The organism is Brevundimonas sp. GN22 (genome assembly GCF_054824005.1).
Window position 1 is genome coordinate 1 of sequence record NZ_JSYD01000086.1, and the last position, 21,919, is coordinate 21,919.

Here is a 21,919-nt window from a genome sequence, read left to right on the forward strand (position 1 = left end):
CAGTTTCCAGCCTTCACGTCGCCGTTTGTTGCAGTGGGGGGCGAGCGGCCCGTTGCTGGCCGTACTGGGGGCGTGTGCGCACGAGGGGGCTGTTGCCGGTAGTGAAAACGCCGTGCGTTTGCGCGTGCTGGCGATCTCCGATCTTCACTCGTCCTATGGGCGTATCGCGCATCTGCTGGCTGCCTTCCGCAATGAGGTAGCCAACCATGCGGCACCGCATCTGATCGTCGTCAACGGCGACAGTTTCGAACACGGCAATGTTGTCTCGGTGAGATCCGAAGGGGCCATCGACTGGGCCTTTATGGAGGAACTGCCGAAAATCGCGCCGACGGTTTTCAACATCGGCAACCACGACAATGACCTGATACTGGACCTGCATCCGGTGGTGGCGCGCATCCGCGCTCTCGGCATTACCGTCGTCAGCAACATCATCGACAAGCGCACCGGTCAGGCGTTCGCCCCCGCGACCGCAGACCTGACCATCGGTGGACAGCGCCTGCGCATTGTCGGCATGGGTACGCCGTCGCTGAACTCGTATCCGCAGGCCAGCCGCGAGTGGCTGCAAATCCCCGAGCCCAAGGCTTGGGCCCGCGAGAACTTCCCCGCCATGCTGTCAGCCGAGGGTATGAAACTGGTGTTGAGCCATGTGGGCGTGGTGGACGAGCGTGAGTATCTGCCGCTGGTGCCGCAAGGCACGCTGATGATCGGCGGGCACAACCACCTGCGCTTCACCCATCAGGATGGCGCGACCGGCTATATGCATCCGGGCCGATGGGGTGAGACCTACACTGTCGGCGAGTATGGCGCGGATGGCCGCGTCCGCACCGCTATCGTCGATGTCCCGACCGAAGGTTCGGGCGATCCGCGACTGGCGTCACTGGTAGCCAGCACCTTGGCGGCGCATCTGACGGATGTCGAACGCAAGATCCTGGGCGAGACGCAGCACGCGCTGACGCTGGGTGATACGGCGCGCGGGGTTTGTCGCGGCTTTGCCGATGCGGCGGATGCGGACTGGGGCTTTATCGGCCACACCACTCTGGGCACGGGCCTGAAGGCCGGACCCATCGACCAGTTCCATTTTGACGAGGTTGTCCGCTTCGATGGCCGCCTTCAGGTGGCAGAGGTCGATGCCTCACGCATGGCTGCCATCCTGAAGGTCTGCAATCAGGATCGCCCGATCCCGATCGAGGAGATGACGGGCGACTTCATCTATGCCGCCGAATGCAGCAGCGGTGCCCGTTCGCAAGGCAAGCTGCGCCTGGTGACGACAGACTGGTGCGCACGCAACCAGTCCAAATATTTCGGGACGACGGATTTGGCGTTCGTCGATGTGCCAAGTGACGGCGTGAAAGCCGTCGCACGCAAGGCGTTGCTGGGCTAGGTGTTGTTGGGCTAGGCGGCGCGCTGGTCGCGCGAGGGGCCTTTGACATAAAGGCCCGCACGCCCTGCAACCGGACGGAACAGCTTGCCGTCGGCCTTCTCGTCCAGCCCGAGGAACAAGCAACCGTCGTCAAGCAGCGGCTCATAGAGCCGGTCGAGAACCTTGGCCCGTGCATCGGGGATCATGTCCGAGACGACGTTCCGGCAGAAAATCAGGTCAAACGGCCCCTTGCCAGCCAGATCGACCGGTAGGGGGTCCAGAAGGTTGGTCCGGTCAAAATGGACGGCGTGACGCAGTTCCGGTCGCGCCTGCCACTGGTCCTCTACAGGTTCGAACCAGCGCAGCATGCTCCGGGCAGTCAGTCCCCGCTGAATTTCGAAACCCGAGTAGATGCCGCGACCACCCTTCTCTAGGGCGCGCTGGGAGATATCGGTGCTGAGGATTTCGACCGGAATATTCTTTTCGAGCGCCGCCATGGCGAGGCTGAAAGCCTCCTGACCGGAAGCACCGCCCGCAACCCAGATACGGATCGCGCGTCCCTGTCTGGCCTTGTGAAGGGCTGGCAGCAGTTCGCGGGCAAAGAGGTCGAAGACGTTGCGGTCGCGGCGGAACCACGTCTCGGTGTTCAGCAGCGTCTCGATGATCGACCAGCCCAGCGAGCCAACGGGTCGCGACCACAGGGTGTGCAGCAGCGCTTCGACATTGTGATAGCCCTCGCGGCGGGCCACAGGGCCAAGACGATGCTCGGCCAACTGCATGCGATCAGGCGTGAGAGCATAGCCCACACGGCTGGCCATCAAGCTCTGAAGTTTGTCGAAGTCTTCGGGCGTCACGCGGCCTTGATCCCGATCTGGCCGAGTTCGTCGATCTTGGACTGTAGAATGTCGCCGTCGAATGGCTTCATCACATAGTCATCGGCACCGGCAGCCAATGCCTCTGCGATGCGCGCGGGGTCGCTTTCCATGCTGCAGAACAGGACCTTGGGCATTTGTCCCGCGGTCTGTTCTTTCAGGCGATAGATGAAGTCCATGCCGTCCATGGTCGGCATGCGCCAATCCAGCAGAACCAGATCGGGCATGGCCCGGATGCACTGGTCCAGACCTTCTATGCCGTCCGCAGCTTCAGACACCTCAAAGCCCAGACCCTCGACGATGCGACGGGCCACTTTGCGGATGATCTTGCTGTCATCGACAATAAGGCAGAGGGGCTGGGACAGAGGGGCGAACTCCCGAAAGATTCCGCGTTCGGAACCTTTGCAGTGAATGTATTGGCCCCGTTTATGTCAAATTTCTTGACCCATGGGTAGTCGCGCTAACAACGATACACGTTGATCCTCGACAACAGTGTCCAGGCGGCCACCGGATTCCGATATGGTCAGCCATAGCCAGTAGGGTTGAATCCACTGGCCGTGCAGGCCTTCGCTCAACGGTTGCCCGCGAAGGCCGGACAGCGCTTCGGGCTTCAGACGGGCGCGAGCACCGTCGGCCTGACCGGCGATGGACAGCCAGCCGTCCTCCTCGCGCAAGGTAATGGTCGCGGTGCCGCCCATGGGTAGAGCCCCCACGGTCAGATAGGCCAGATTCAGCAAAGTGCGCGCGTGCGACTTGGGCAGATGGGTTGGCTGGATGCGCCATTCGACCTGAGCGCGCCCGCCCTCGGTCAGGCCTTGCAGCAGGTTCTGCAGTTCGTCGGTGGCAAAGGTCTCGGCGCTGGTCGATGCGCCGAATGCGACGCGCGAGAAGTTTACCAGTGCGATCATCTTGCGTGCGCTTTGGCGGATCAGCCCCATCGCATCGTCGCGCATGTCCTGCGCTGTCGGATCATCCAGCAGGTCCAGTCCGGACATCACCGCGCCCGAGGGGCTGATGAAGTCGTGGCACAGCTTGGCAGCGACCAGTGCCGTCAGGTCCGCCCCCTGTGGCAAGGCGGGCTGGGTGCCGGGGTTGGCAGCAGCATTTGCTGCGTCAGTCAAAAAGGACATGGCGGTACCGATCCAAACGTCGAGGATCAAAAATGTAGTTAATGAAGGTTAACTATACCTGACCTGATTTGCCGGTTCGTTAAACCGCCGGTTTGGAGTATTTCGAGAAAACCATGTCCGAACCGATTACCCCGTCCGCCGAGCCCGTCCCGACCACTCTGTCAGCGGAGGTGGAGACGCGTCTGGCCGGGGATTTGAAGAGCGGACGACTGGCGGAAATTATCGCCGAAATAGCCGAACAGGCTTCGGACGTGATCCGCGGCTTTTGGCATGCGGGCGTAGTGGCAGAGGTCAAGGCCGATGCCAGCCCCGTGACCGAAGCCGACCGCGCGGCTGAACGGCTGATCCTGCAAAAGCTGGAGGCCGAGTGGCCGGGTGTGCAGACCATCGCCGAGGAGCAGGCCTGCGATCAGGGATTGCCGAGTGTAGGCGAAGGCTGGTTCTGGCTGATCGACCCTCTGGACGGCACCCGCGGCTTTGTGGCTGGACGCGAGGCGTTCACCGTCAACATTGCGCTGGTGCGTAATCGTCACGTGGTGGCGGGCGCGGTAGTTGCGCCGGCGACGCAAACCACATGGCGTAGCGGTCCCGAGACCGGCGGTGCCTATCGTCGCCATGGACAGGGCCCGTGGCAGGCGATCCATGTACGCCAGCGACCTGCCGATCCGGTCGCGCTGGTGAGCCACAGCCTGACGGACGAAGAGGCCGAGCGCCTGATCCGTCGTCACGGATGCACGCGCTGGCAGGCGCTGGATTCCTCGCTCAAACTCTGCCTGATCGCCGAAGGCCGCTTCGACGCCTACCCGCGCACCGGTCCGACGTCGGAGTGGGACATCGCGGCCGGACACGGCGTTTTGCAGGCCGCAGGTGGGCGCGTCATCACCGAAGACGGAAACACCTTGCTTTATGCCAAGCCCGGTTTTGGAAACGGAGCCTTTGTCGCGCTGGGCGGTTAAGCCGCGCGCGACGCCGCAACGCGCGCCATTTCCAGCTGGGCAGGCATGCTGACGGGCATATCCCGCTCGCAGGCCATCGCCAGTCGGCGGATGTGCGGTACATTGGTTGCACGTACGATGACCGAGGTCAGGGACGGGTCCAGCAAGGCGTGGGCCAGACACAGGTCCTCGGCTTCCCAGCCCGGGGTAGTGTGCAGGAAGGCAAACGGGTTCAGCGGCTCTTCGATGAAGACCTTTTTCTTCGGCAGTCCGAAGATGCCCTTGGCGGGCTCGGGCGGCGGTGCCGGCTTGGCCGGATTGAGCAGAGCCTCGGGATAGTATTCCGTACCCAGAATGACAAGCTGCTGCTCGCGGGCGGAGCGCATCCAGCCCCGCTGGCGGGCGTCCAGCTGTATGTGGCACGGGGTGAACAGCATGTCGAAACGACCGCTGTTGATGTAGATGTCCATGACGTCGGACGTGCCGCGGATGCCCAGACGCAAGATGCGCTCGTCCTCGCGCAGCATCTTCAAGGTCTGAGCAGGCAACTCGTTTTCGGCTGGATCGTCCATGATGACGGCATCCATATAACGCAGGCCCGACGCGTTCAGGACTGCGCCCAAAACCGCGTTCACGCCTTCGACCGAGAAATCGCGGCGACCATTCGGCAACGGGCCGATGATCAGGCTGATCTGCAGCAGATCGCGGTCGACCTCCGCCAGAGCTTGGCCTGCGGTGCGGATCAGCGTGGGATCGAGACTGTCGATGTGGAAGCTGTTCACACCCTCTTCCAGAGCGCCGTAAACCAGTTCGCGGATGTTGCTCGCACCCGTCGCCGCAACACTGGCGTCGAGCGTCAGCGTGATGGCGGAAACCGCAGTCCCGGATTCTCCAAGTGGACGGAAACGCATGGTCAGATGATCTCGGAAGGCGTTTTGGCGTCGAAGCTGACGGAGTGAACAACAGTGCCCAGCTTGCCTTTGAGGGCAGCATTGCAGGCGCGGTATCGGTTGACGCGGCTCATACCTTCGAATGCAGCAGAGACAACGCGGGCCTGCCAGTGGTCTTCATCACCCGCAGTGTCGTTGAGTTCGACAACCGCATCGGGGAAGGCATCGATCAGGTGTGCGCGCAGGTCATCGGCGGACATAGGCATGAGGGTACTCGTTTCGTAAGCTGTACAGTGGAATGCAAATAATGCGCCAGAGCCAGCTTGTCAGCCTGCAACTCAGCCGCCCGGTCGTAGGCGTTCATATAGGCCGACGACGCCGTCTTTATAGTGCCCATCGCCGCAGAAGGTGAATCCCGCCTTTTGGGCCAGCCGGATGGAGGCAAGGTTCTCGGCCGAGATCATGCAGACAGTTCTGGAAAGCGCCAGCTTTTCATCGGCATGATCGAGAACGGCGGACAAGGCTTCATGCGCCAGTCCCTGCCCCTGATAGACTGGATCCATGCCCCAGCCGACTTCTATGTCGGTGAACGGCGGGGTCATCTCGCGCTTGTAATCGAACAGGCCCACGCTTCCGATCAATGTGCCATTTTGAAGTTTGATGCACCAGTTGCCGTGACCCAAACTGGCCCAGTGTCCGATGTCGCGAAGCAAGCGAAGCCACACCTCTTCGCCCGACAAGGGACGTCCGGTGATGAAACGGGTGATGTCCTCGCCCGCCCATAACTTTTTGAGATCAGCGAAGTCCTGCGGCTGTGGAGGCGTCAGGTGCAGACGCGCGGTTTTCAGTTCGGTCACATCAGGCCCAGTTGTTTGAAGCTGGTTACACCATGGCGTCCGGCGATCAGGTGGTCATGCACCTGCATCTCCAGCGATTTTGCGGCTTCGATGATCTGGCGCGTCATATCGATGTCGGCGCGACTGGGCGTCGGATCCCCCGAGGGGTGGTTGTGGATGATGATCATCGACTTCGCACTCAGTTCCAGTGCGCGCCGCACGACTTCACGCGGATAGACGGGCGCGTGATCCACCGTGCCACGGTTCAGGATTTCATCGCGGATCAACTGGTTTTTGTGGTCCAGATAAAGGACGCGGAACTGTTCGCGCGGTTCGTGCTGAAGAGCGATGCGGACATAGGACAGTAGCGCAGTCCACGAGCTGATGACCGGCCGTTTGGTGACTTCTTCCAGCGAAACACGCCGCGCCACTTCCTGAAGCGCGCAGAGATCGAGGGCGGTCTCCTGACCGATAGCCTTGGTGCGGCCCTTGATGTCCTGCGCCTTGACGGTGCGAAGGTCTTCGACAGACGCGGCCAACACGCCGGACAACGAACCAAACCGGTCCAGCAGGGCCTTGGCGATCGGCTTTACGTCACCCTGTGGCTGGCTGCGAAACAGAAACAGTTCCAGCAGTTCATAGTCGGGCAAGGAGGGCAGACCACCCTCGCGGGCGCGATTACGCAGCCGGTCACGGTGGCCCAGATGATGGGCTTTCGGCTTTGGCAGTTCGACGTCAGGTTTATCCAGCATTCCATCCCCCGCGGCAGAGACTAGCGGATATCACCGGTCTGTATAGGGGCGCGTTTCATACGAAAAAGGCCGGCCTCCGCTAAAGAGACCGGCCTTTTAAATAGCGATGCGACAGCCTTAGAAGGTCGGGCGGAAGATGCCCTTAGGCGACAGGGTGAAGATTTCCAGACCGTCCTCGGTCACGCCGATGGAATGCTCGCACTGCGACGACAGGGACTTGTCGCGGGTCACGGCCGTCCAGCCATCCGACAGCACCTTCACGCCCGGCTTGCCGAGGTTCACCATCGGCTCGACGGTGAAGAACATGCCCGGCTTCAGGACTGCGCCTTCACCGCGACGGCCGTAATGCAGAACGTTCGGGGCGTCGTGGAAGACGCGACCAATGCCGTGACCGCAGAAGTCACGCACGACACTCATGCGTTGGGCTTCAACGAATTTCTGGATGGCGTAACCAATGTCACCAAAGGTGTTGCCCGGCTTGATCTGGGCCAGACCCAGTTCCAGCGATTCATAGGTCACGTCGATCAACTTCTTGGAGCGGGCATTGATCTCGCCGACCGGATACATGCGGCTGCTATCGCCGTGCCAACCATCGACGATGACGGTGTGGTCGATGTTGACGATGTCGCCTTCCTTCAGAACCTTGTCGCCCGGAATGCCGTGGCAGACGACGTGGTTGATCGAGGTGCAGATCGTCTTCTCGTAGCCCTTGTAGCCAAGGCAGGCCGGAATGCCACCATTGTCGAGCGTGAACTCGCGGACCAGATCGTCAAGCTGACCCGTGGTAACGCCGGGTTTGACGTGCTCGGTGATCATGTCGAGCGCCTCTGCGACCAGACGTCCCGCCTTGCGCATACCTTCGAAATCTTCCGCAGTGTGGATGCGGATTTCGTGGCTACGGACAAAGACGTCGGTTTCCAGTTCGGGCGTTTCGTACATGACTTAAAAGGCTTTCGTAACGGCAGGACTGCCGCAGGTGGATAGCCGCCTTGGCAGAGCGGGGAGGGTCGTATGGACCGTGAGACTTCAATTGGGAAGTCTAGCACAAAACTGCAAATTTGTGAGGTTAGGCTTCCGTAACGTCAGGATTTACGCACGGATATGCTGCATTTTTGAACGATACCGTCCAAATAACATCTATATATCAACGTTATACGCAAAAGAATGCTTACGCAGCGTCACTTATAGCGACAAAAGTGCGACATCTCCGCAACGGCAGGGTCGGATTCAGTTCTCGCCGGCACACTTCTTTGGTCGAGTCCCATGACACAGCCAATGGGGCTGTTAAGCGTTGGGTCTCCCCGAACAAAGGTTCATCGCATCGGTAATGATGGACCCAGTAACTATAGGTGAATTACATGACTTCCAGGAACGTGGCACGCATTGGCGGCCTTGCTATCCTCATGGCTTCGGTCGCTGCACCGGCCTTCGCTGGCTCCTTCTACCTGCAAGAGCAGTCGGCCCGCGGCGCTGGTCGCGCCTATTCGGGTGAAGCTGCCGACACCGGCGTTCAGTCGCTGTGGTGGAACCCGGCCGCTATCGCCCGTTCGGGCCGCGAAGCGACCCTTTCGCTGCACGCCATCCGTCTTGATTCCGAAGCTCGCAACACCGGCTCGTCGTTGACCCTCATCAACCCGGCCAACGGTCAAGTCGCCGGTCGTCTGCCGGTCATCGACCCGCGCAACACCGAAGTGAACCCGGTTGAAAGCGGTCTGGTCCCGAACTTCGCCGTCGCAATGCCGATCAACGACCGTCTGTCGGTCGGCGTGGCTGTGGCTGCTCCGTACAACTTCACCACCAAGTACGAGCCGGGTTCGTTCGCTCGCTATGACGCGCAAACCTCGGAACTGCGCTCGGCTGATCTGGGCGTCACCGTTGCCTATCAGGTCAACGACTGGCTGGACATCGGCGCTGGCGTAAGCGCCCAGTACGTCAAGGCCAAGCTGACCTCGGCGATCCCGTCGCTGACCGGCAACCAACTGGCCCCGATCATGGCTCTGGACGGCCAGTCGTCGCTGGAAGGCGATGGCATCGACTTCGGCTGGAACGTCGGCGCACAAGTCCACAAGGGCAAGTGGGACCTGGGCTTGTCGTACCGCTCGGCTATCGAACACGAACTGGACGGCGACATTGTTCAGGCCATGGAAGGCGCTCTGAAGCCGCGCAGCTTCGCCACCACCGGCACCGCTTCGTTCAACACCCCGTGGTTCGTCTCGGCATCGGTTCGCTATGCCGCGACCGACAAGCTGACCCTGAACGCCCAGATCAACCAGATCGGTTGGTCGGAGTTTGACGCCATCAACGTCAACTTTACCGGCGGCGGCGATGTGATCCACCAGAACTACGAAGACGTCACCACCGGCGCTATCGGTCTGGACTACGCCTACAGCGACAAGACCACCTTCCGCGCGGGTATCGGCTATGACCCGACCCCGACCACGGATGCACTGCGTACTGCCCGTATCCCGGATTCGGACCGCATGCTGTACTCGGTTGGTGTCTCGACCGAGATCACCGACGGTATCGGCTTCGATGCAGGCATCACCTACATCGACATGGACAAGGCCGTCATGAACGACGACCGCGCCCTGCTGCAAGGTGCTGTGATCTCGAACCTGCGTGGCGAGCTGGAAGGCTCGGCGCTGGCCTTCTCGATGGGCACCACCATCAAGTTCTAATCCTTCACCAGATATGAATGCACGAACGGCGGCTCCATCAGGAGCCGCCGTTTTTGTATGGGCGGACATGAAAAAGGCCGCCGTCCCGAAGGATGGCGGCCCTGATCATCTAATGCGCGATCTTAGGCTTGTTTGGCCTTGCCGAAACCCTTGCCGCCGTTCGACGGGCGACGCGGGCGACGCTTGATCTCGCCGACCGGAGCAGGCTCGCGGACCTTGGGCTCACGCGGGGTCTTGGGACGCTCGCTGGCCATCGGATCGTATTCACGCTTTGGTGCATCAACGACCTCGCCGGGACGACCGCCCTTGCGAACGCGGTGCGGTTGACCGCCGCCCGACGGACGCAGTTCATTGCGACGACGGTTGCGACCACGATTGCCTTCGCCCTCGCCCTTGCGCGGTTCACGCTCCGGCAGGGTGGCCTTGGCAGCAACGCCGGCAGCCATGATCGAAGCGTCGAGTTGGGCCAGAGCCTTATCGTTGCGACGGTCGGTCATCGGGATCTTCTGGCGGGTCACCTTTTCGATGTCCTTCAGAAGCTTCATTTCGTCACCCGCCACGAAGCTGATGGCGGTGCCCTTTTCACCGGCACGAGCGGTACGGCCGATGCGGTGAACGTAGGATTCCGGCACATATGGCAGTTCGAAGTTCACCACGTGCGTAACCTTGTCGACGTCGATACCGCGCGCGGCGATGTCGGTGGCGACCAGAACGCGCAGCTTGCCGTTCTTGAAGGCTTCAAGGGCGCGCTCGCGTTGCGGCTGGCTCTTGTTGCCATGGATGGCACCGGCTTCAACGCCGCCAGCTTCCAGATAGGCCGCGACCTTGTCGGCACCATGCTTGGTCTTGGTGAAGACCAGGCAGCGCGTATAGGACGGGTCCGAGAACAGCTCGGTCAGCAGGGCGCGCTTACGGCCTTGCTCGACCCAGATCACCGATTGCTTGATGCGCTCGACGGTCGTGGCCTGCGGGGTGACCTGAACCTTGATCGGGTCTTTCAGCAGTTCACCGGCCAGCTTGCCGATTTCCGACGGCATGGTTGCCGAGAAGAACAGGTTCTGGCGACGGGCAGGCAGGCGGCTGACGACCTGACGGATCGGCTTGATGAAGCCGAGGTCCAGCATCTGGTCGGCTTCGTCGAGGACGAAGATTTCGGTCGAGGACAGGTCCAGCGTCTTTTGCTGGATGTGGTCCAGCAGGCGGCCCGGTGCAGCCACGAGGATGTCGAGGCCTTGCTGCATAGCGCGCTCTTGGCCGCCGTACTTCACGCCGCCGAAGACAACCGCGACGCGGAAGCCGAGGTGCTGGCCGTATTGCTTGAAGCTGTCAGCGATCTGGGTGGCCAGTTCGCGCGTCGGCGACAATACGAGGCAACGCGTGGTGCGCGGCTTGGGCGCAACGCGGTTCTCGGCCAGACGATGCAGGATCGGCAGGGCGAAGGCTGCAGTCTTGCCCGTGCCGGTCTGGGCGATACCCAGCAGGTCGGCACCCTTCATTACGTGGGGGATGGCCTTGGCTTGAATCGGGGTCGGCTTGTCATAGCCAGCCACCTTCAGAGCGGACATCAGGCCGGAGTTCAGGCCCAAGGCCTCAAAAGTATTATCGGTCACGTCGGTCTTTCACGAATAACGACGCGCACGAATGGTCGTCAGACCGGGAGCGCACGTCGTCCGCCCGTAGCGTACGGGCTTCTTACGGGCGCCATCCCGCGTGTCCGGATGACGTATGAATTTGAGGGACCGACGGCTCGACAGACAGGCGCTTTCAAACTTTGGAAAGGCCCACACGCGCTGGAACACGCCGGAAACCGCACAGTGCGGTGACGGCCAAATGGGCCTTATGCGACGATATGTCAAGTAAAGGGCCGGTCACCATGGGTAACCGGCCCTTACAGTTCCAGGCTGTACCGACCCGATCAGGCGCTTATGGCTTCCTGAGTCAGGGCAACTTCCTCAGCGGCTTTCACCGTTTGCGGTACGATGCGGATGAAGGTCTTGAGACTGTTCGTCCAGTCACCCAGCAGGCGTTCGGCCAAGGGCGAGCGGGTCGCGGCGTAGTGTGCCTCGACCAGTTCCTTCAGGCGCGAAGCTGCCTCCGCCGACATAGCGGCGATGGCCGATAGATCGCCATTGAGCGCCTGCTGCGCACGATTTTCGGGATCAAGCACGAACAGTTCACCACCGCTCATGCCCGCAGCAAGGTTCCAGCCCGTGGGGCCGAGAACAACGACGCGACCGCCGGTCATATATTCGCAGCCGTGCGCGCCCAGACCTTCGACGACGGCCTCGGCGCCCGAGTTACGGACTGCAAAGCGTTCACCAGCCGCCCCCGCCACAAACAGTCGGCCCGAGGTGGCACCGTACATGGTGGTGTTGCCGCAGACCTGCTGGTTTTCCCGCCATTGGTACGGACGCACGCGGATTTCGCCGCCTGACAGTCCCTTGCCGACGTAATCGTTCACTTCGCCGGTGACATCGAGGATCAGGCCCTTTGTGGCAAAGGCCCCGAAGCTCTGGCCAGCGATGCCTTCCAGCTTGAGGGTCAGGCGACCTTGCGGACCTTGCGGGCCGTATTTGCGTACGATGGCCGAAGACAGACCGGCACCGACCGTCCGCTGGGTGTTCTTCAGCGGATAGGACAGTTCCAGCGTCTGGCCCGACTGCAGGAAGGACTGGGCGTCCTTCAGCACCTGCGCATCGAGGCTCTCGTCGATTTCCTTGCGGTGCTTGTCGGCGAGGCGGCCCGGACGGTCCACATCCACCTTCATCAGCAGCGGGTTCAGGTCGAGGTCATCGAGGTGCGAACCGCCACGGCGAACCTGACGCAGCAGGTCGGTACGGCCCACGATCTCGTCGATGGTGCGGGCGCCGATGCTGGCAAGGATTTCGCGCACTTCCTCGGCGATGAAGCTGAACAGGTTCACCACCTTGTCCGGCGTGCCGGTGAACTTTGCACGCAGTCTCTCATCCTGCGAGCAGACACCAACAGGGCATGTGTTGGAGTGGCACTGACGTACCATCAGACAGCCCATGGCAATCAGACCCGCCGTGCCGATACCGTATTCCTCGGCCCCCAGCAGGGCGGCGATGACCACATCACGACCGGTGCGGATACCGCCGTCGGTACGAAGCGAAACAGACGATCGCAGGTGGTTCAGGCTGAGGACTTGGTGCGCCTCGGCCAGACCGATTTCCCACGGCATGCCAGCATGTTTGATCGAGGTCTGCGGCGAGGCACCCGTGCCACCGTTGTGACCGGCGATCAGGATGGCGTCGGCCTTGGCCTTGGCCACACCCGACGCAATCGCGCCGATACCGGTGGACGACACCAGTTTCACCGTGACCTTGGCATCGGGGTTGATGGCCTTGAGGTCATAGATGAGCTGGGCCAAGTCCTCGATCGAATAGATGTCGTGGTGCGGCGGCGGCGAGATCAGCGTCGTGCCGGGGACTGCGTGGCGCATCTTGCCGATGAACTCGGTGACCTTGAAACCGGGCAGCTGGCCGCCCTCGCCGGGCTTGGCACCCTGCGCGACCTTGATCTCGATTTCGCGGCACTGGTTCAGATATTCGGCGGTGACACCGAAACGACCCGAGGCGACCTGTTTGACCGCCGAGTTGGCGTTGTCGCCATTGGGGCGCGGCACATAGCGAGCCGGATCTTCGCCACCTTCCCCCGACACGGCGCGTGCGCCCATGCGGTTCATGGCGATGTTCAGCGTCTCGTGTGCCTCAGGGCTGAGAGCGCCCAGCGACATGGCTTGCGACAGAAAGCGCTTGCGGATGTCCGAGACGCTTTCGACCTCGTGCAGCTGGACGGGCTTTAGCCCTTCCTTGAAGTCGAGCAGGTCGCGAAGCGAGAGGTCAGCTTGTTCGGCAACAGCAGCCGAGTATTGCTTGAAGCGCTTGTAGTCGCCGCGGTTGGTGGCGTCCTGCAGCAGGTGGATGGTCTTTGCGTCGTGGCCGTGGACTTCGCCGCCCGCGCGGATGCGGAAGAAGCCACCCATTGACGGGGACGGCACCTTTTCAGGCGCAAAGGCCGTCTTGTGACGTTGCAGGGCGGCGCGCTCCAGACCGGCCAGACCGATACCGGAAATGCGCGAGGAGGCATTGGGGAAGAACTCTGCAGCCAAGGCGCGCGACAGGCCGAGGATTTCGAACTCGCAGCCGCCGCGATAGGCGGAGATGATCGAGATGCCCTTACGCGCCAAGACCTTCAGCAGGCCCGCCTCGATGCCCTTCTTATAGTTCAGGCAGGCGTCCTTGAGTGACATGTCGCCATAGAAGCCGCGCTCCAGTCGTTCCTGGAACAGTTCCTGCGCCAGCCACGGGTTCACGGCGGTAGCACCGACGCCCACCAGAACCGCGAATGCGTGCGGGTCCAGCGTTTCGGCAGAGCGCACGACGATGGAGCAATAGGTGCGCAGGCCTGCATCCGTCAGGCGCAGGTGCACGCCCGAGGTCGCAAGGATCATCGGCGCGGCCAGACGGTCCTCGCCGATCTTCTCGTCGGTCAGGACGATCAGGGTCGATCCGGCGCGCGCAGCGGCCTCAGCTTCTTCGCGGATGCGGTTCAGCGCAGCGCGCAGACCGGCTCCGGCTTCTTCACCCTCGGCAGGGACCGGATAGGTGCAGTCGATGACCGTGGTCGAACCATCGGCCACCACGCCCAGCAGGCGCTCGTACATGCCGGTGGTCAGAACCGGACTGTCGAGGATGAACACATCGGTCTGGGCCTCGTCATGGGCGAGGATATTGCCGAGGTTCTTGAAGCGGGTCTTCAGGCTCATCGCGCCCGACTCGCGTAGCGGGTCGATGGGCGGATTGGTGACCTGAGAGAAGTTCTGGCGGAAATAGTGGGCCAGCGGACGCGGCAGGGACGACAGCACCGCAGGCGGCGCATCGTCACCCATGGACCCAACGGCTTCCTTGCCATCGCGCACCAGCGCATCAAGCAGCAGGTCGCAGTCTTCGCGGCTGAAACCGGCGGCGATCTGGCGACGGGTCAGGGCTTCGCCAGACGCAGCGCGCGGCTCCGGTCCCGGACCGATCAGCGGCTCCAGATCGACCATGTTGCCGATCCAGTCCTCATACGGATGGGCTTTGGCCAGAGCATCGACGGCTTCGTGCTCGTCATAGACGCGGGCGGTCTTGAGATCGACGGCGATCAGCTTGCCCGGGCCGATGTGCAGGCGGCGCTTCACGCGGCCTTCCGGCAGCGGCACGAGGCCCGCTTCGGAGCCAGCCAGCAGCAGACCGTCGACGGTTTCAACCGCACGCAGCGGACGCAGGCCGTTGCGATCCTTGCCCGCCACAACCCAACGGCCATCGACGGCGCAGAGGGCGGCGGGGCCGTCCCACGGCTCCATCACGGCGTTGCAATAGGCATAAAGGGCGCGGTGCTCGGCCTTCATCACCATGTCGTCGGACGACCAGGCTTCGGGCACCAGTAGCGCCTTGGCCATGGGCGCAGGGCGACCGGCGCGGACCAGAACCTCGAACACGTTATCGAGCGCAGCAGAGTCCGAGCCACCCGGCTGGATGACCGGCTTCCCCTCATGGTCGCGGTCGCCGAAGGCCGAGGCCGTCATGCGGATCTCGTGCGACTTCATCCAGTTGAGGTTGCCGTGCAGGGTGTTGATCTCGCCGTTATGGGCGAGCATCCGGAACGGCTGGGCCAGCTTCCATTCGGGGAAGGTGTTGGTCGAATAGCGCTGGTGGAACAGGGCATAGCCCGAGGCGACCAGCGGATCGGTCAGGTCCTCGTACAGCTGTCCCAGCAGTTCGGCGCGGACCATGCCCTTATAGACGATGGAGCGGGCCGACAGCGAACAGATGTAGCAGCCGTTCAGACCGGCTTGCTGAACGGCGGCCTCGATACGGCGGCGGCACAGATACAGTTCGCGTTCGACGGCCTCGCCATTGGTGTCGGCCTTGTAGAGAGCCTCCGGCACCGCCAGCATGATCTGTTCGATCTCGGGGCGGGTCTGTTCGGCGCGGGTACCGACGACCGAGAGATCGAGCGGCGTCTGACGCCAGCCATAGATGTAGAAGCCCGAGCGGATAGCCTCGGCCTCGACGATGGCGCGGGCACGGTCTTGGGCGCCAAGGTCGGTGCGGGGCAAGAAGACCTGACCCACAGCAATCGGGCCGGGGCGCAGGGACTGGCCAACGGCTTTGACCTGAGCGGCAAAGAAGTCCTGAGGGACTTCGATCATGATACCCGCACCGTCGCCGGACAGGCCGTCGGCATCGACCGCGCCACGGTGGGCCACGGCTTTCAGCGACTGGATGGCCATGTCCACGACTTCGCGGCGCGGCTTGCCGTCGATGGCGCAGACGAGGCCGACGCCGCAGGCGTCACGCTCGGAGTTTGGATCATAGGAACCGGCAGCGACCAGATCGGCACGCGCGGCTTCATACTGTTCCAGCCAGTTTTCGTTAGATTGTTGGCTCATGCTGCGGCTTCCTCGGTACGCGCGCGCAGATAACGGTCGATTTCGGCAGCGGCGTCCTGACCGTCGCGCACGGCCCAGACGACGAGGGAGGCACCACGCACGGCGTCCCCTGCGGCGAACACACCCTCAAGGCTGGTGGCGAAACCGCCACGGGCGACTTGAATGGTGTTCCAGCGGGACATCTCCAGCGAGGCGTCCATCTGCTCTGCAAAGTTCTCAGGCTCAAAGCCCAGCGCCTCGATCACCAGATCGGCGGCGATGTCGAAATCGCTGTCGGCAACCGGTACGATTTCGCGACGGCCGTTGGCTCCAGCTTCGGACAGGGCCATGCGCTGGGCGCGGACGGCGTTGATCGCCTCGCACTTGGACATGAGCGCCTTGGGCGCAGCCAGCCATTCGAAGGTGACGCCTTCTTCCTCGGCGTTCTGCACCTCGCGGGCGCTGCCCGGCATGTTGGCGCGGTCACGGCGATACAGGCAGGTGACGCTGCTGGCCCCCTGACGGATGGCGGTGCGGACGCAGTCCATGGCCGTATCGCCCCCGCCGACCACAACGACCTTTTTGCCCGTGGCGGTATCGGCTTCGATCGCATCGCCGAGGTCGCGCTTGTTCTGCGCAATCAGGAAGTCGAGCGCGGGCAGGGCGTCATCCGGGCCACAACCCGGAATAGAAAGACGGCGGGCCTGATAGACGCCCATGGCTAGCAGCACGGCATCATGCTGGCCGCGCAGTTCGTCCATCGAAATGTCGGTGCCGACCGAGGTGTTGAGCACGAACTTCACGCCACCTTCGACCAAGCGGTCGATGCGGCGCTGGACAACATATTTCTCCAGCTTGAAGCCGGGGATGCCGTACATCAGAAGGCCGCCGGCGCGGTCGTGACGGTCATAGACGGTGACCTGATAACCTGCGCTGCGCAGACGATCGGCGGCGGCAAGGCCCGCAGGACCAGCGCCCACAATGGCGACGGACTGGCCGCGCTCGGCGATGGGGCGGATCGGTTCGACCCAGCCGTTCTCGAATGCCTGATCGGCGATCCATGCCTCGACCGAGCCGATGGTCACGCCATCCCAGCCCGATTGTTGAAGGGTGCATGCGCCCTCGCACAGGCGGTCCTGCGGGCAGATGCGGCCGCAGATCTCCGGCATGGTCGATGTTAGCGACGCGGTTTTCCAAGCCTCGCGCAGATCACCATCTGCCGACAGGGCCAGCCAGTCCGGAATATTATTCTGGAGCGGGCAGGCATTCTGACAGAAGGGCACGCCACAGTCGGTGCAGCGCGACGCCTGTTTCTGACCGGCTTCCGCGTTCGGTTTGAGCGTGATCTCGTTGAAATCACGCACGCGATCAGTCGCGGCCTGCTTTGGCAGGGAGCGAGCTTGAACTAGGAAACCACCGGGATTGGAACGACCACCTTTTTGCATCTGCACATTTTGGCCGCTAACCCGCGTTATCGCAAATATTTTTCCCGATTATCCGTTTTTTTTCGACCAAAGTGCATAACGGATGCAGAATGCGAACGATTGTCAGAAATTATTTTCTATGTCGTTTTGCGATGCGGCATGAATAAAGCAAGGCTTTCGCTGTTATGCGATGAAGCTTGCCAAACAGCGTTTCGCGGCTTTGTGAACCTATGGCTGTAGTGGCCTCTATGGAACGCCTCTCCTGTGGTTGTGTTGTCCCTTAACGACGTTCAGGGCCGACATAGAGCGAGGGCGACATGGCGAGTATTGAAAAGGGCCGCGGGATCGGGGCCAGCTTGACGCGTATTCTGGGGGTGGTGATCGGCCTGATAGGTCTGACGCTGGTCATTGGCGGCGCGCAACTCATGATGATTGGCGGGTCCGCCTATTATCTGGTCACCGGCATACTGATGGTCCTCAGCGGACTGCTGATGGTCATGCTGCGGCTCAGCGGAGCCTTGCTTTACACACTCGTGGTTCTGGGAACGATCCTCTGGGCCGTTTGGGAAGTCGGCCTGAACGGTTGGGCGCTTGTCCCGCGGGTTATTGCCCCGATGGTCTTGTTGTTCTTCGTCATTCTGTCGATGGGGGCCCTCAAGCGTGATGGCGGTGGACGCCTCGTTCTTATTGGTCTGGCGGGTTGGGTTCTGGTGCTGCTGGTTGGGGGCGGCGTCGTGGTTGCCAACAACCGCGCAGGGGTCATGAACCCTGTTCCGTCCGCTGGACAGTCGCTGGTAGGCGATCCGGCCATGGCCAAGGTGGGTTCGGACTGGCCCGCATGGGGCGGCAGCGACAGCGCACAACGCTATTCACCGCTCAGCCAGATCACGCGGGAAAATGTCAAAGATCTCAAGAGGGCTTGGACCTTCCGAACGGGCGATTTGCCGCAAGAACGCTGGGGCGCGGAAACCACGCCTCTGAAGATCGGCGACACGCTTTATCTCTGCTCGGCCCGCAACAAGCTGTTCGCGGTGGATGCAGCGACCGGAAGGCAAAAGTGGACCTATGATCCGCGCGTTTCGGACGAGCAAATCCCGTATACCGCCGCCTGCCGTGGTGTGACCTATTACGCTGTCCCCAATGCCGACGCTGCACAGCCCTGTGCAACGCGCATCATTGAAGGGACGCTGGACGGACGACTGGTTGCCGTCGATGCCCGCACGGGCACCCCCTGTCAGGACTTTGGTACCAATGGTGCGGTCAGCATCAAGCACGGCATGGGCGACCCCTATCCGGGCATGGTGTCGATAACCTCGGCACCTGTGATCGTGCGCGGCATCGTCGTGACCGGTCATCAGGTTTTAGATGGCCAAAAGCGCTGGAACGCGTCCGGTGTCATTCAGGGCTTTGATGCTGTCACCGGCCAGCTGCGTTTCGCCTGGGACATGATGCGTCCCGACATTACGACCCTGCCGCCTACTGGCGAGACCTATACGCCTGGCACCCCCAACATGTGGACCACGGCCACGGCGGACGAGGCACTCGGCTTGGTGTTCTTGCCCATGGGTAACTCGGCAGCGGACTATTATTCGGGCGAGCGCCGTCCGGCCGAGAATGAATATTCAACCTCGCTGGTGGCGCTGGATGTGACGACGGGCAAGCCGCGCTGGCATTTCCAGACCGTGCACAAGGACGTCTGGGACTATGACCTTGGCTCGCAGGCTACGCTGGTCGATATGCCGGTCGGCGGCCAGTCGGTTCCGGCGGTGATCCTGCCGTCCAAACAGGGCGACATCTATGTGCTGGACCGCCGTACCGGACAGCCCCTTCACGAGGTTGAAAACATCAAGGTGCCGCAAGGCGGGGTCGAGCCCGTTCAACGCACCCCGACCCAACCCACGTCGAAATTCCATACCCTGCGTAAGCCCGATCTGACCGAGCGGGACATGTGGGGCATGTCGCCCATCGACCAGATGTACTGCCGTATCCAATACCGTCAGTCGGCCTATGAGGGCTTCTTCACGCCGCCGACGGCCGACAAATACTGGATCCAGTATCCGGGCTATAATGGTGGTTCGGACTGGGGCGGTATCGCCATCGATCCGGTGCGCGGTGTGATCGTTGCCAACTATAACGACATGCCGAACCACAACCGTCTGGTGCCCCGCGCCAAGGCAGACGAACTGGGCTGGTTCCCACGTGACGATCCCCGCTACATCGAGCGCGAGAAGGAAGCCGCCAACCGCGGTGGTAGCCTGACCAAGTCCAAGGCTGAAGGCGCTGGCGATCCGCAGATCGGCGTGCCTTATGCGATTGACGTGAATGCCGGCTGGCGCGTGAAGTTTACGGGTTTGCTGTGCAAGCAGCCGCCCTATGGTGGCATCCGCACCATCGACCTGCGCACGGGCAAGACCCTGTGGGACCGCGCCTTTGGCACCGCCCGCAAGAATGGGCCGTTCGGCATTCCGTCCATGCTTCCGGTTGAGATCGGCACGCCCAACAACGGCGGCTCGGTAGTCACGGCAGGCGGTTTGATCTTCATCGCTGCGGCGACCGATGATCTGATCCGCGCCATCGACATTGAGACGGGCAAGACTGTCTGGCAGGACGTGCTGCCCGCCGGTGGCCAGGCCAATCCGATGATCTACGAGGAGAATGGCCGTCAGTATCTGGTCATCATGGCCGGTGGTCACCACTTCATGGAGACCCCGCGCGGTGACTATGTGATCGCTTATGCTCTGCCCCAGAGGGGCTGAGCATAAGCTTGGGTTTTTAGTGGCCTACCGCCCTATCGGGCTACTTGAGGCCATTGTTAGTCCCCCTATCGCCCTTCGGGCTGCTTGAGGGGCGTTAAGGTGTGAACATAGGAAAGGCCGGAGTTTCGCTCCGGCCTTTTTCTGTGGTGTCTGGGATTACGGGCGGGTCTGGCCTTGGCCTCGGACCACATATTTGAAGGTGGTCAGTTGCTCGGCACCGACGGGGCCGCGGGCGTGCATGCGGCCGGTGGCGATGCCAATCTCGCCACCAAAGCCGAACTCGCCTCCGTCGGCATATTGGGTCGAGGCGTTGTGGACGACGATGGCGCTGTCCACACGGTTCAGGAATGTTGCAGCGGCGTCGGGATCATTGGTGATGATCGCCTCGGTATGGCCCGAACCGTAGGTTTCGATGTGTCTGATAGCGTGGTCGATATCATCGACGATGCCCACGGTAATCACCGGCGCGAGGTATTCGGTGGACCAGTCCTTGTTGGATGCCGGGACCATTTCGGGGACGATGGCGCGGGCCTTCTCGCCGCCGCGCAACTCGCAGCCCTTGGCCGACAGGTCTGCTGCAATCAGCGGAAGCAGTTCAGGGGCGACGGCCTCGTCGATCAGCAGGGTTTCGGTCGCGCCGCACACCGACACGCGGCGCATCTTGGCGTTCACGACTATAGCGCGGGCCATGTCGGCATTGGCACCGGAGTGGACATAGGTGTGGTTCATGCCCTCGAGATGGGACAGGACCGCCACGCGCGCCTCGGCCTGAACGCGACCCACGAGGCTCTTGCCGCCACGCGGGACGATCAGGTCGATAGTGCCTTCAAGTCCGGAAAGCATCAGGCCGACAGCGGCACGGTCGGGCGTATCGACCAGTTGAACGGCATCGGCGGGCAGGCCCGCCTCCTCCAGTGCTTCTCCGATCAGCACAGCGATGGCCAGCGACGACTGGAGGCAGTCCGAGCCACAACGCAGGATGGCCGCATTGCCCGAGCGGATGCACAGGGCGGCGGCATCGGCGGTCACATTGGGGCGGCTCTCATAGATGATGCCCAGCACACCAATGGGGGTACGCACGCGGGCGATATCCAGCCCGTTGACGGGGGCGGTCCAGCGCTCCGTCTCGATGCCCAGCGGGTCCTGAACGCCCGCGATGATCTCGACCGCAGAGGCGATGCCTTCAACACGGGCGGGGTTTAGCGCCAGACGATCCAGCAGGGCCTCGCTCATGCCGTTGGCGCGACCGGCATCGAGGTCGCGTTGGTTGGCGGCAAGGATCGGCTCGACGTTGGCGCGCAGCTTTTGCGCCAGCAGTTCCAGCGCGCGGGTGCGGGTTTGTGGTGTGGCTTCGCGCAAGGCACGGGCGGCGGCGCGGGCGCGCTGGCCACGGGCCAGCATGGCTTGGGTCAGGTCGCTCATTTCAGGGTTCCAGAACCAGGTCGTTGCGGTGGACCACAACCGACGGGCCGCGATAGCCGATCAGTTGTTCGATATCGTCCGAGTGGTGGCCCTTGATGCGGGCCACATCGTCATGCGGGTAGTTGATCAGGCCGACGCCGAGGCGTGTGCCTGCGGTGTCGACCAGACGCACGCTGTCGCCCTTTTCAAAGCGGCCCTTCACGGCCACCACGCCCGACGGCAGCAGGCTCTTGCCTGCTTGCAGGGCGCGCACGGCTCCCTCATCCAGCGTCAGGCTTCCGGCGGGGGCGACACTGCCCGCGATCCATTGTTTCCATGCGGCCATGGGCGACGATGAGGGGCGGAACAGGGTCGCCTTAGCCCCGTTACGTACAGCCTTAAGCGGGTGACGGTTGAGCCCCGAGGCAATGATAGTGGCACAGCCTGCC

Annotated in this window: 17 protein-coding genes; 4 read left to right on the forward strand and 13 right to left on the reverse strand. The window is 62.4% G+C overall.

Translation table 11 applies throughout. The features are described from left to right. The coding region (locus OB03_RS11850; RefSeq protein ID WP_461344270.1) for a metallophosphoesterase at positions 1-1,381 on the forward strand (1,381 nt) is incomplete at its 5' end. A gap of 11 nt (positions 1,382-1,392) precedes the next feature. On the opposite strand, the gene OB03_RS11855 is transcribed toward OB03_RS11850, so the two are convergent. The 3 genes from OB03_RS11855 to chpT all read right to left on the reverse strand — a co-directional run bounded on the left by OB03_RS11855 (position 1,393) and on the right by chpT (position 3,362). Further along, on the reverse strand, positions 1,393-2,214 hold the full coding sequence (locus tag OB03_RS11855; protein WP_461344271.1) for a CheR family methyltransferase: 822 nt from the start codon (positions 2,212-2,214) through the stop codon (positions 1,393-1,395). Beyond that, positions 2,211-2,597 carry a response regulator gene (locus OB03_RS11860; protein WP_242913101.1) on the reverse strand — a complete coding sequence of 129 codons (387 nt, stop codon included), beginning with the start codon at positions 2,595-2,597 and terminating at the stop codon, positions 2,211-2,213. The genes OB03_RS11855 and OB03_RS11860 overlap by 4 nt, the downstream gene beginning before the upstream one ends. Positions 2,598-2,663: 66 nt before the next feature. Next, positions 2,664-3,362, reverse strand: coding sequence for a histidine phosphotransferase ChpT (chpT, locus tag OB03_RS11865; protein WP_242913054.1), 699 nt, complete (start codon positions 3,360-3,362; stop codon positions 2,664-2,666). 113 nt (positions 3,363-3,475) lie between these two features. On the opposite strand from chpT, the gene cysQ reads away from it, so the two are divergent. After that, positions 3,476-4,318, forward strand: a complete 843-nt coding sequence (gene cysQ, locus OB03_RS11870; RefSeq protein WP_461344272.1) for a 3'(2'),5'-bisphosphate nucleotidase CysQ — start codon at positions 3,476-3,478, stop codon at positions 4,316-4,318. Here the strand turns inward: cysQ and OB03_RS11875 are convergent. From OB03_RS11875 to map, 5 genes are all read right to left on the reverse strand, one after another. Then, a complete protein-coding gene (locus tag OB03_RS11875; protein ID WP_461344273.1) occupies positions 4,315-5,208 on the reverse strand; it encodes an aldo-keto reductase family protein in 894 nt (297 codons plus the stop codon). The two genes, cysQ and OB03_RS11875, sit on opposite strands and share 4 nt — an antisense overlap. Before the next feature lie 2 nt (positions 5,209-5,210). Continuing rightward, on the reverse strand, positions 5,211-5,453 hold the full coding sequence (locus OB03_RS11880) for a BolA/IbaG family iron-sulfur metabolism protein (protein WP_461344274.1): 243 nt from the start codon (positions 5,451-5,453) through the stop codon (positions 5,211-5,213). A 72-nt stretch (positions 5,454-5,525) separates the two neighbouring features. Next, positions 5,526-6,044: a GNAT family N-acetyltransferase gene (locus OB03_RS11885; protein ID WP_461344275.1), complete on the reverse strand. Its 519-nt coding sequence runs from the start codon at positions 6,042-6,044 to the stop codon at positions 5,526-5,528. After that, positions 6,041-6,775: a RadC family protein gene (gene radC / locus OB03_RS11890; RefSeq protein ID WP_461344276.1), complete on the reverse strand. Its 735-nt coding sequence runs from the start codon at positions 6,773-6,775 to the stop codon at positions 6,041-6,043. The genes OB03_RS11885 and radC overlap by 4 nt, the downstream gene beginning before the upstream one ends. A 117-nt stretch (positions 6,776-6,892) precedes the next feature. Beyond that, on the reverse strand, positions 6,893-7,714 hold the full coding sequence (gene map / locus OB03_RS11895; RefSeq protein ID WP_242913060.1) for a type I methionyl aminopeptidase: 822 nt from the start codon (positions 7,712-7,714) through the stop codon (positions 6,893-6,895). A 419-nt stretch (positions 7,715-8,133) separates the two neighbouring features. Between map and OB03_RS11900 the strand changes: the two genes are divergently transcribed. Next, the gene (locus OB03_RS11900; protein ID WP_242913061.1) at positions 8,134-9,453 is read left to right on the forward strand and encodes an OmpP1/FadL family transporter; all 1,320 of its coding nucleotides are present in this window, start codon (positions 8,134-8,136) and stop codon (positions 9,451-9,453) included. Between the two features lie 122 nt (positions 9,454-9,575). On the opposite strand, the gene OB03_RS11905 is transcribed toward OB03_RS11900, so the two are convergent. From OB03_RS11905 to OB03_RS11915, 3 genes are all read right to left on the reverse strand, one after another. After that, positions 9,576-11,018 (reverse strand): DEAD/DEAH box helicase, encoded by a 1,443-nt coding sequence (locus OB03_RS11905; RefSeq protein ID WP_461344281.1) that lies wholly within the window; start codon positions 11,016-11,018, stop codon positions 9,576-9,578. Positions 11,019-11,368: 350 nt separating this feature from the next. Then, positions 11,369-15,910: a glutamate synthase large subunit gene (gltB, locus tag OB03_RS11910; RefSeq protein ID WP_461344277.1), complete on the reverse strand. Its 4,542-nt coding sequence runs from the start codon at positions 15,908-15,910 to the stop codon at positions 11,369-11,371. Then, positions 15,907-17,334 (reverse strand): NAD(P)-dependent oxidoreductase, encoded by a 1,428-nt coding sequence (locus OB03_RS11915; protein ID WP_461344282.1) that lies wholly within the window; start codon positions 17,332-17,334, stop codon positions 15,907-15,909. Before OB03_RS11915 ends, gltB begins: the two co-directional genes overlap by 4 nt. A 296-nt stretch (positions 17,335-17,630) precedes the next feature. Here OB03_RS11915 and OB03_RS11920 point away from each other — a divergent pair, with 296 nt between their 5' ends. After that, complete coding sequence (locus OB03_RS11920) at positions 17,631-20,069, forward strand: membrane-bound PQQ-dependent dehydrogenase, glucose/quinate/shikimate family (protein ID WP_461344278.1); 2,439 nt, start codon at positions 17,631-17,633, stop codon at positions 20,067-20,069. Positions 20,070-20,225: 156 nt separating this feature from the next. Here OB03_RS11920 and OB03_RS11925 read toward each other — a convergent pair whose 3' ends face one another. Continuing rightward, positions 20,226-21,491 (reverse strand): glutamate-5-semialdehyde dehydrogenase, encoded by a 1,266-nt coding sequence (locus tag OB03_RS11925; RefSeq protein WP_461344279.1) that lies wholly within the window; start codon positions 21,489-21,491, stop codon positions 20,226-20,228. Between the two features lies 1 nt (position 21,492). Continuing rightward, positions 21,493-21,919: PUA domain-containing protein (locus OB03_RS11930; protein WP_461344280.1), on the reverse strand; the 427-nt coding region annotated here is incomplete at its 5' end.

Coding starts and splice junctions, on each gene's coding strand:
- map (WP_242913060.1), bottom strand. CDS start 7,714: ATGTACGAAACGCCCGAACTGGAAACCGACGTCTTTGTCCGTAGCCAC.
- OB03_RS11920 (WP_461344278.1), top strand. CDS start 17,631: ATGGCGAGTATTGAAAAGGGCCGCGGGATCGGGGCCAGCTTGACGCGT.
- chpT (WP_242913054.1), bottom strand. CDS start 3,362: ATGTCCTTTTTGACTGACGCAGCAAATGCTGCTGCCAACCCCGGCACC.
- OB03_RS11875 (WP_461344273.1), bottom strand. CDS start 5,208: ATGCGTTTCCGTCCACTTGGAGAATCCGGGACTGCGGTTTCCGCCATC.
- gltB (WP_461344277.1), bottom strand. CDS start 15,910: ATGAGCCAACAATCTAACGAAAACTGGCTGGAACAGTATGAAGCCGCG.
- cysQ (WP_461344272.1), top strand. CDS start 3,476: ATGTCCGAACCGATTACCCCGTCCGCCGAGCCCGTCCCGACCACTCTG.
- OB03_RS11880 (WP_461344274.1), bottom strand. CDS start 5,453: ATGCCTATGTCCGCCGATGACCTGCGCGCACACCTGATCGATGCCTTC.
- OB03_RS11905 (WP_461344281.1), bottom strand. CDS start 11,018: ATGTCCGCTCTGAAGGTGGCTGGCTATGACAAGCCGACCCCGATTCAA.
- radC (WP_461344276.1), bottom strand. CDS start 6,775: ATGCTGGATAAACCTGACGTCGAACTGCCAAAGCCGAAAGCCCATCAT.
- OB03_RS11925 (WP_461344279.1), bottom strand. CDS start 21,491: ATGAGCGACCTGACCCAAGCCATGCTGGCCCGTGGCCAGCGCGCCCGC.
- OB03_RS11900 (WP_242913061.1), top strand. CDS start 8,134: ATGACTTCCAGGAACGTGGCACGCATTGGCGGCCTTGCTATCCTCATG.
- OB03_RS11915 (WP_461344282.1), bottom strand. CDS start 17,334: ATGCAAAAAGGTGGTCGTTCCAATCCCGGTGGTTTCCTAGTTCAAGCT.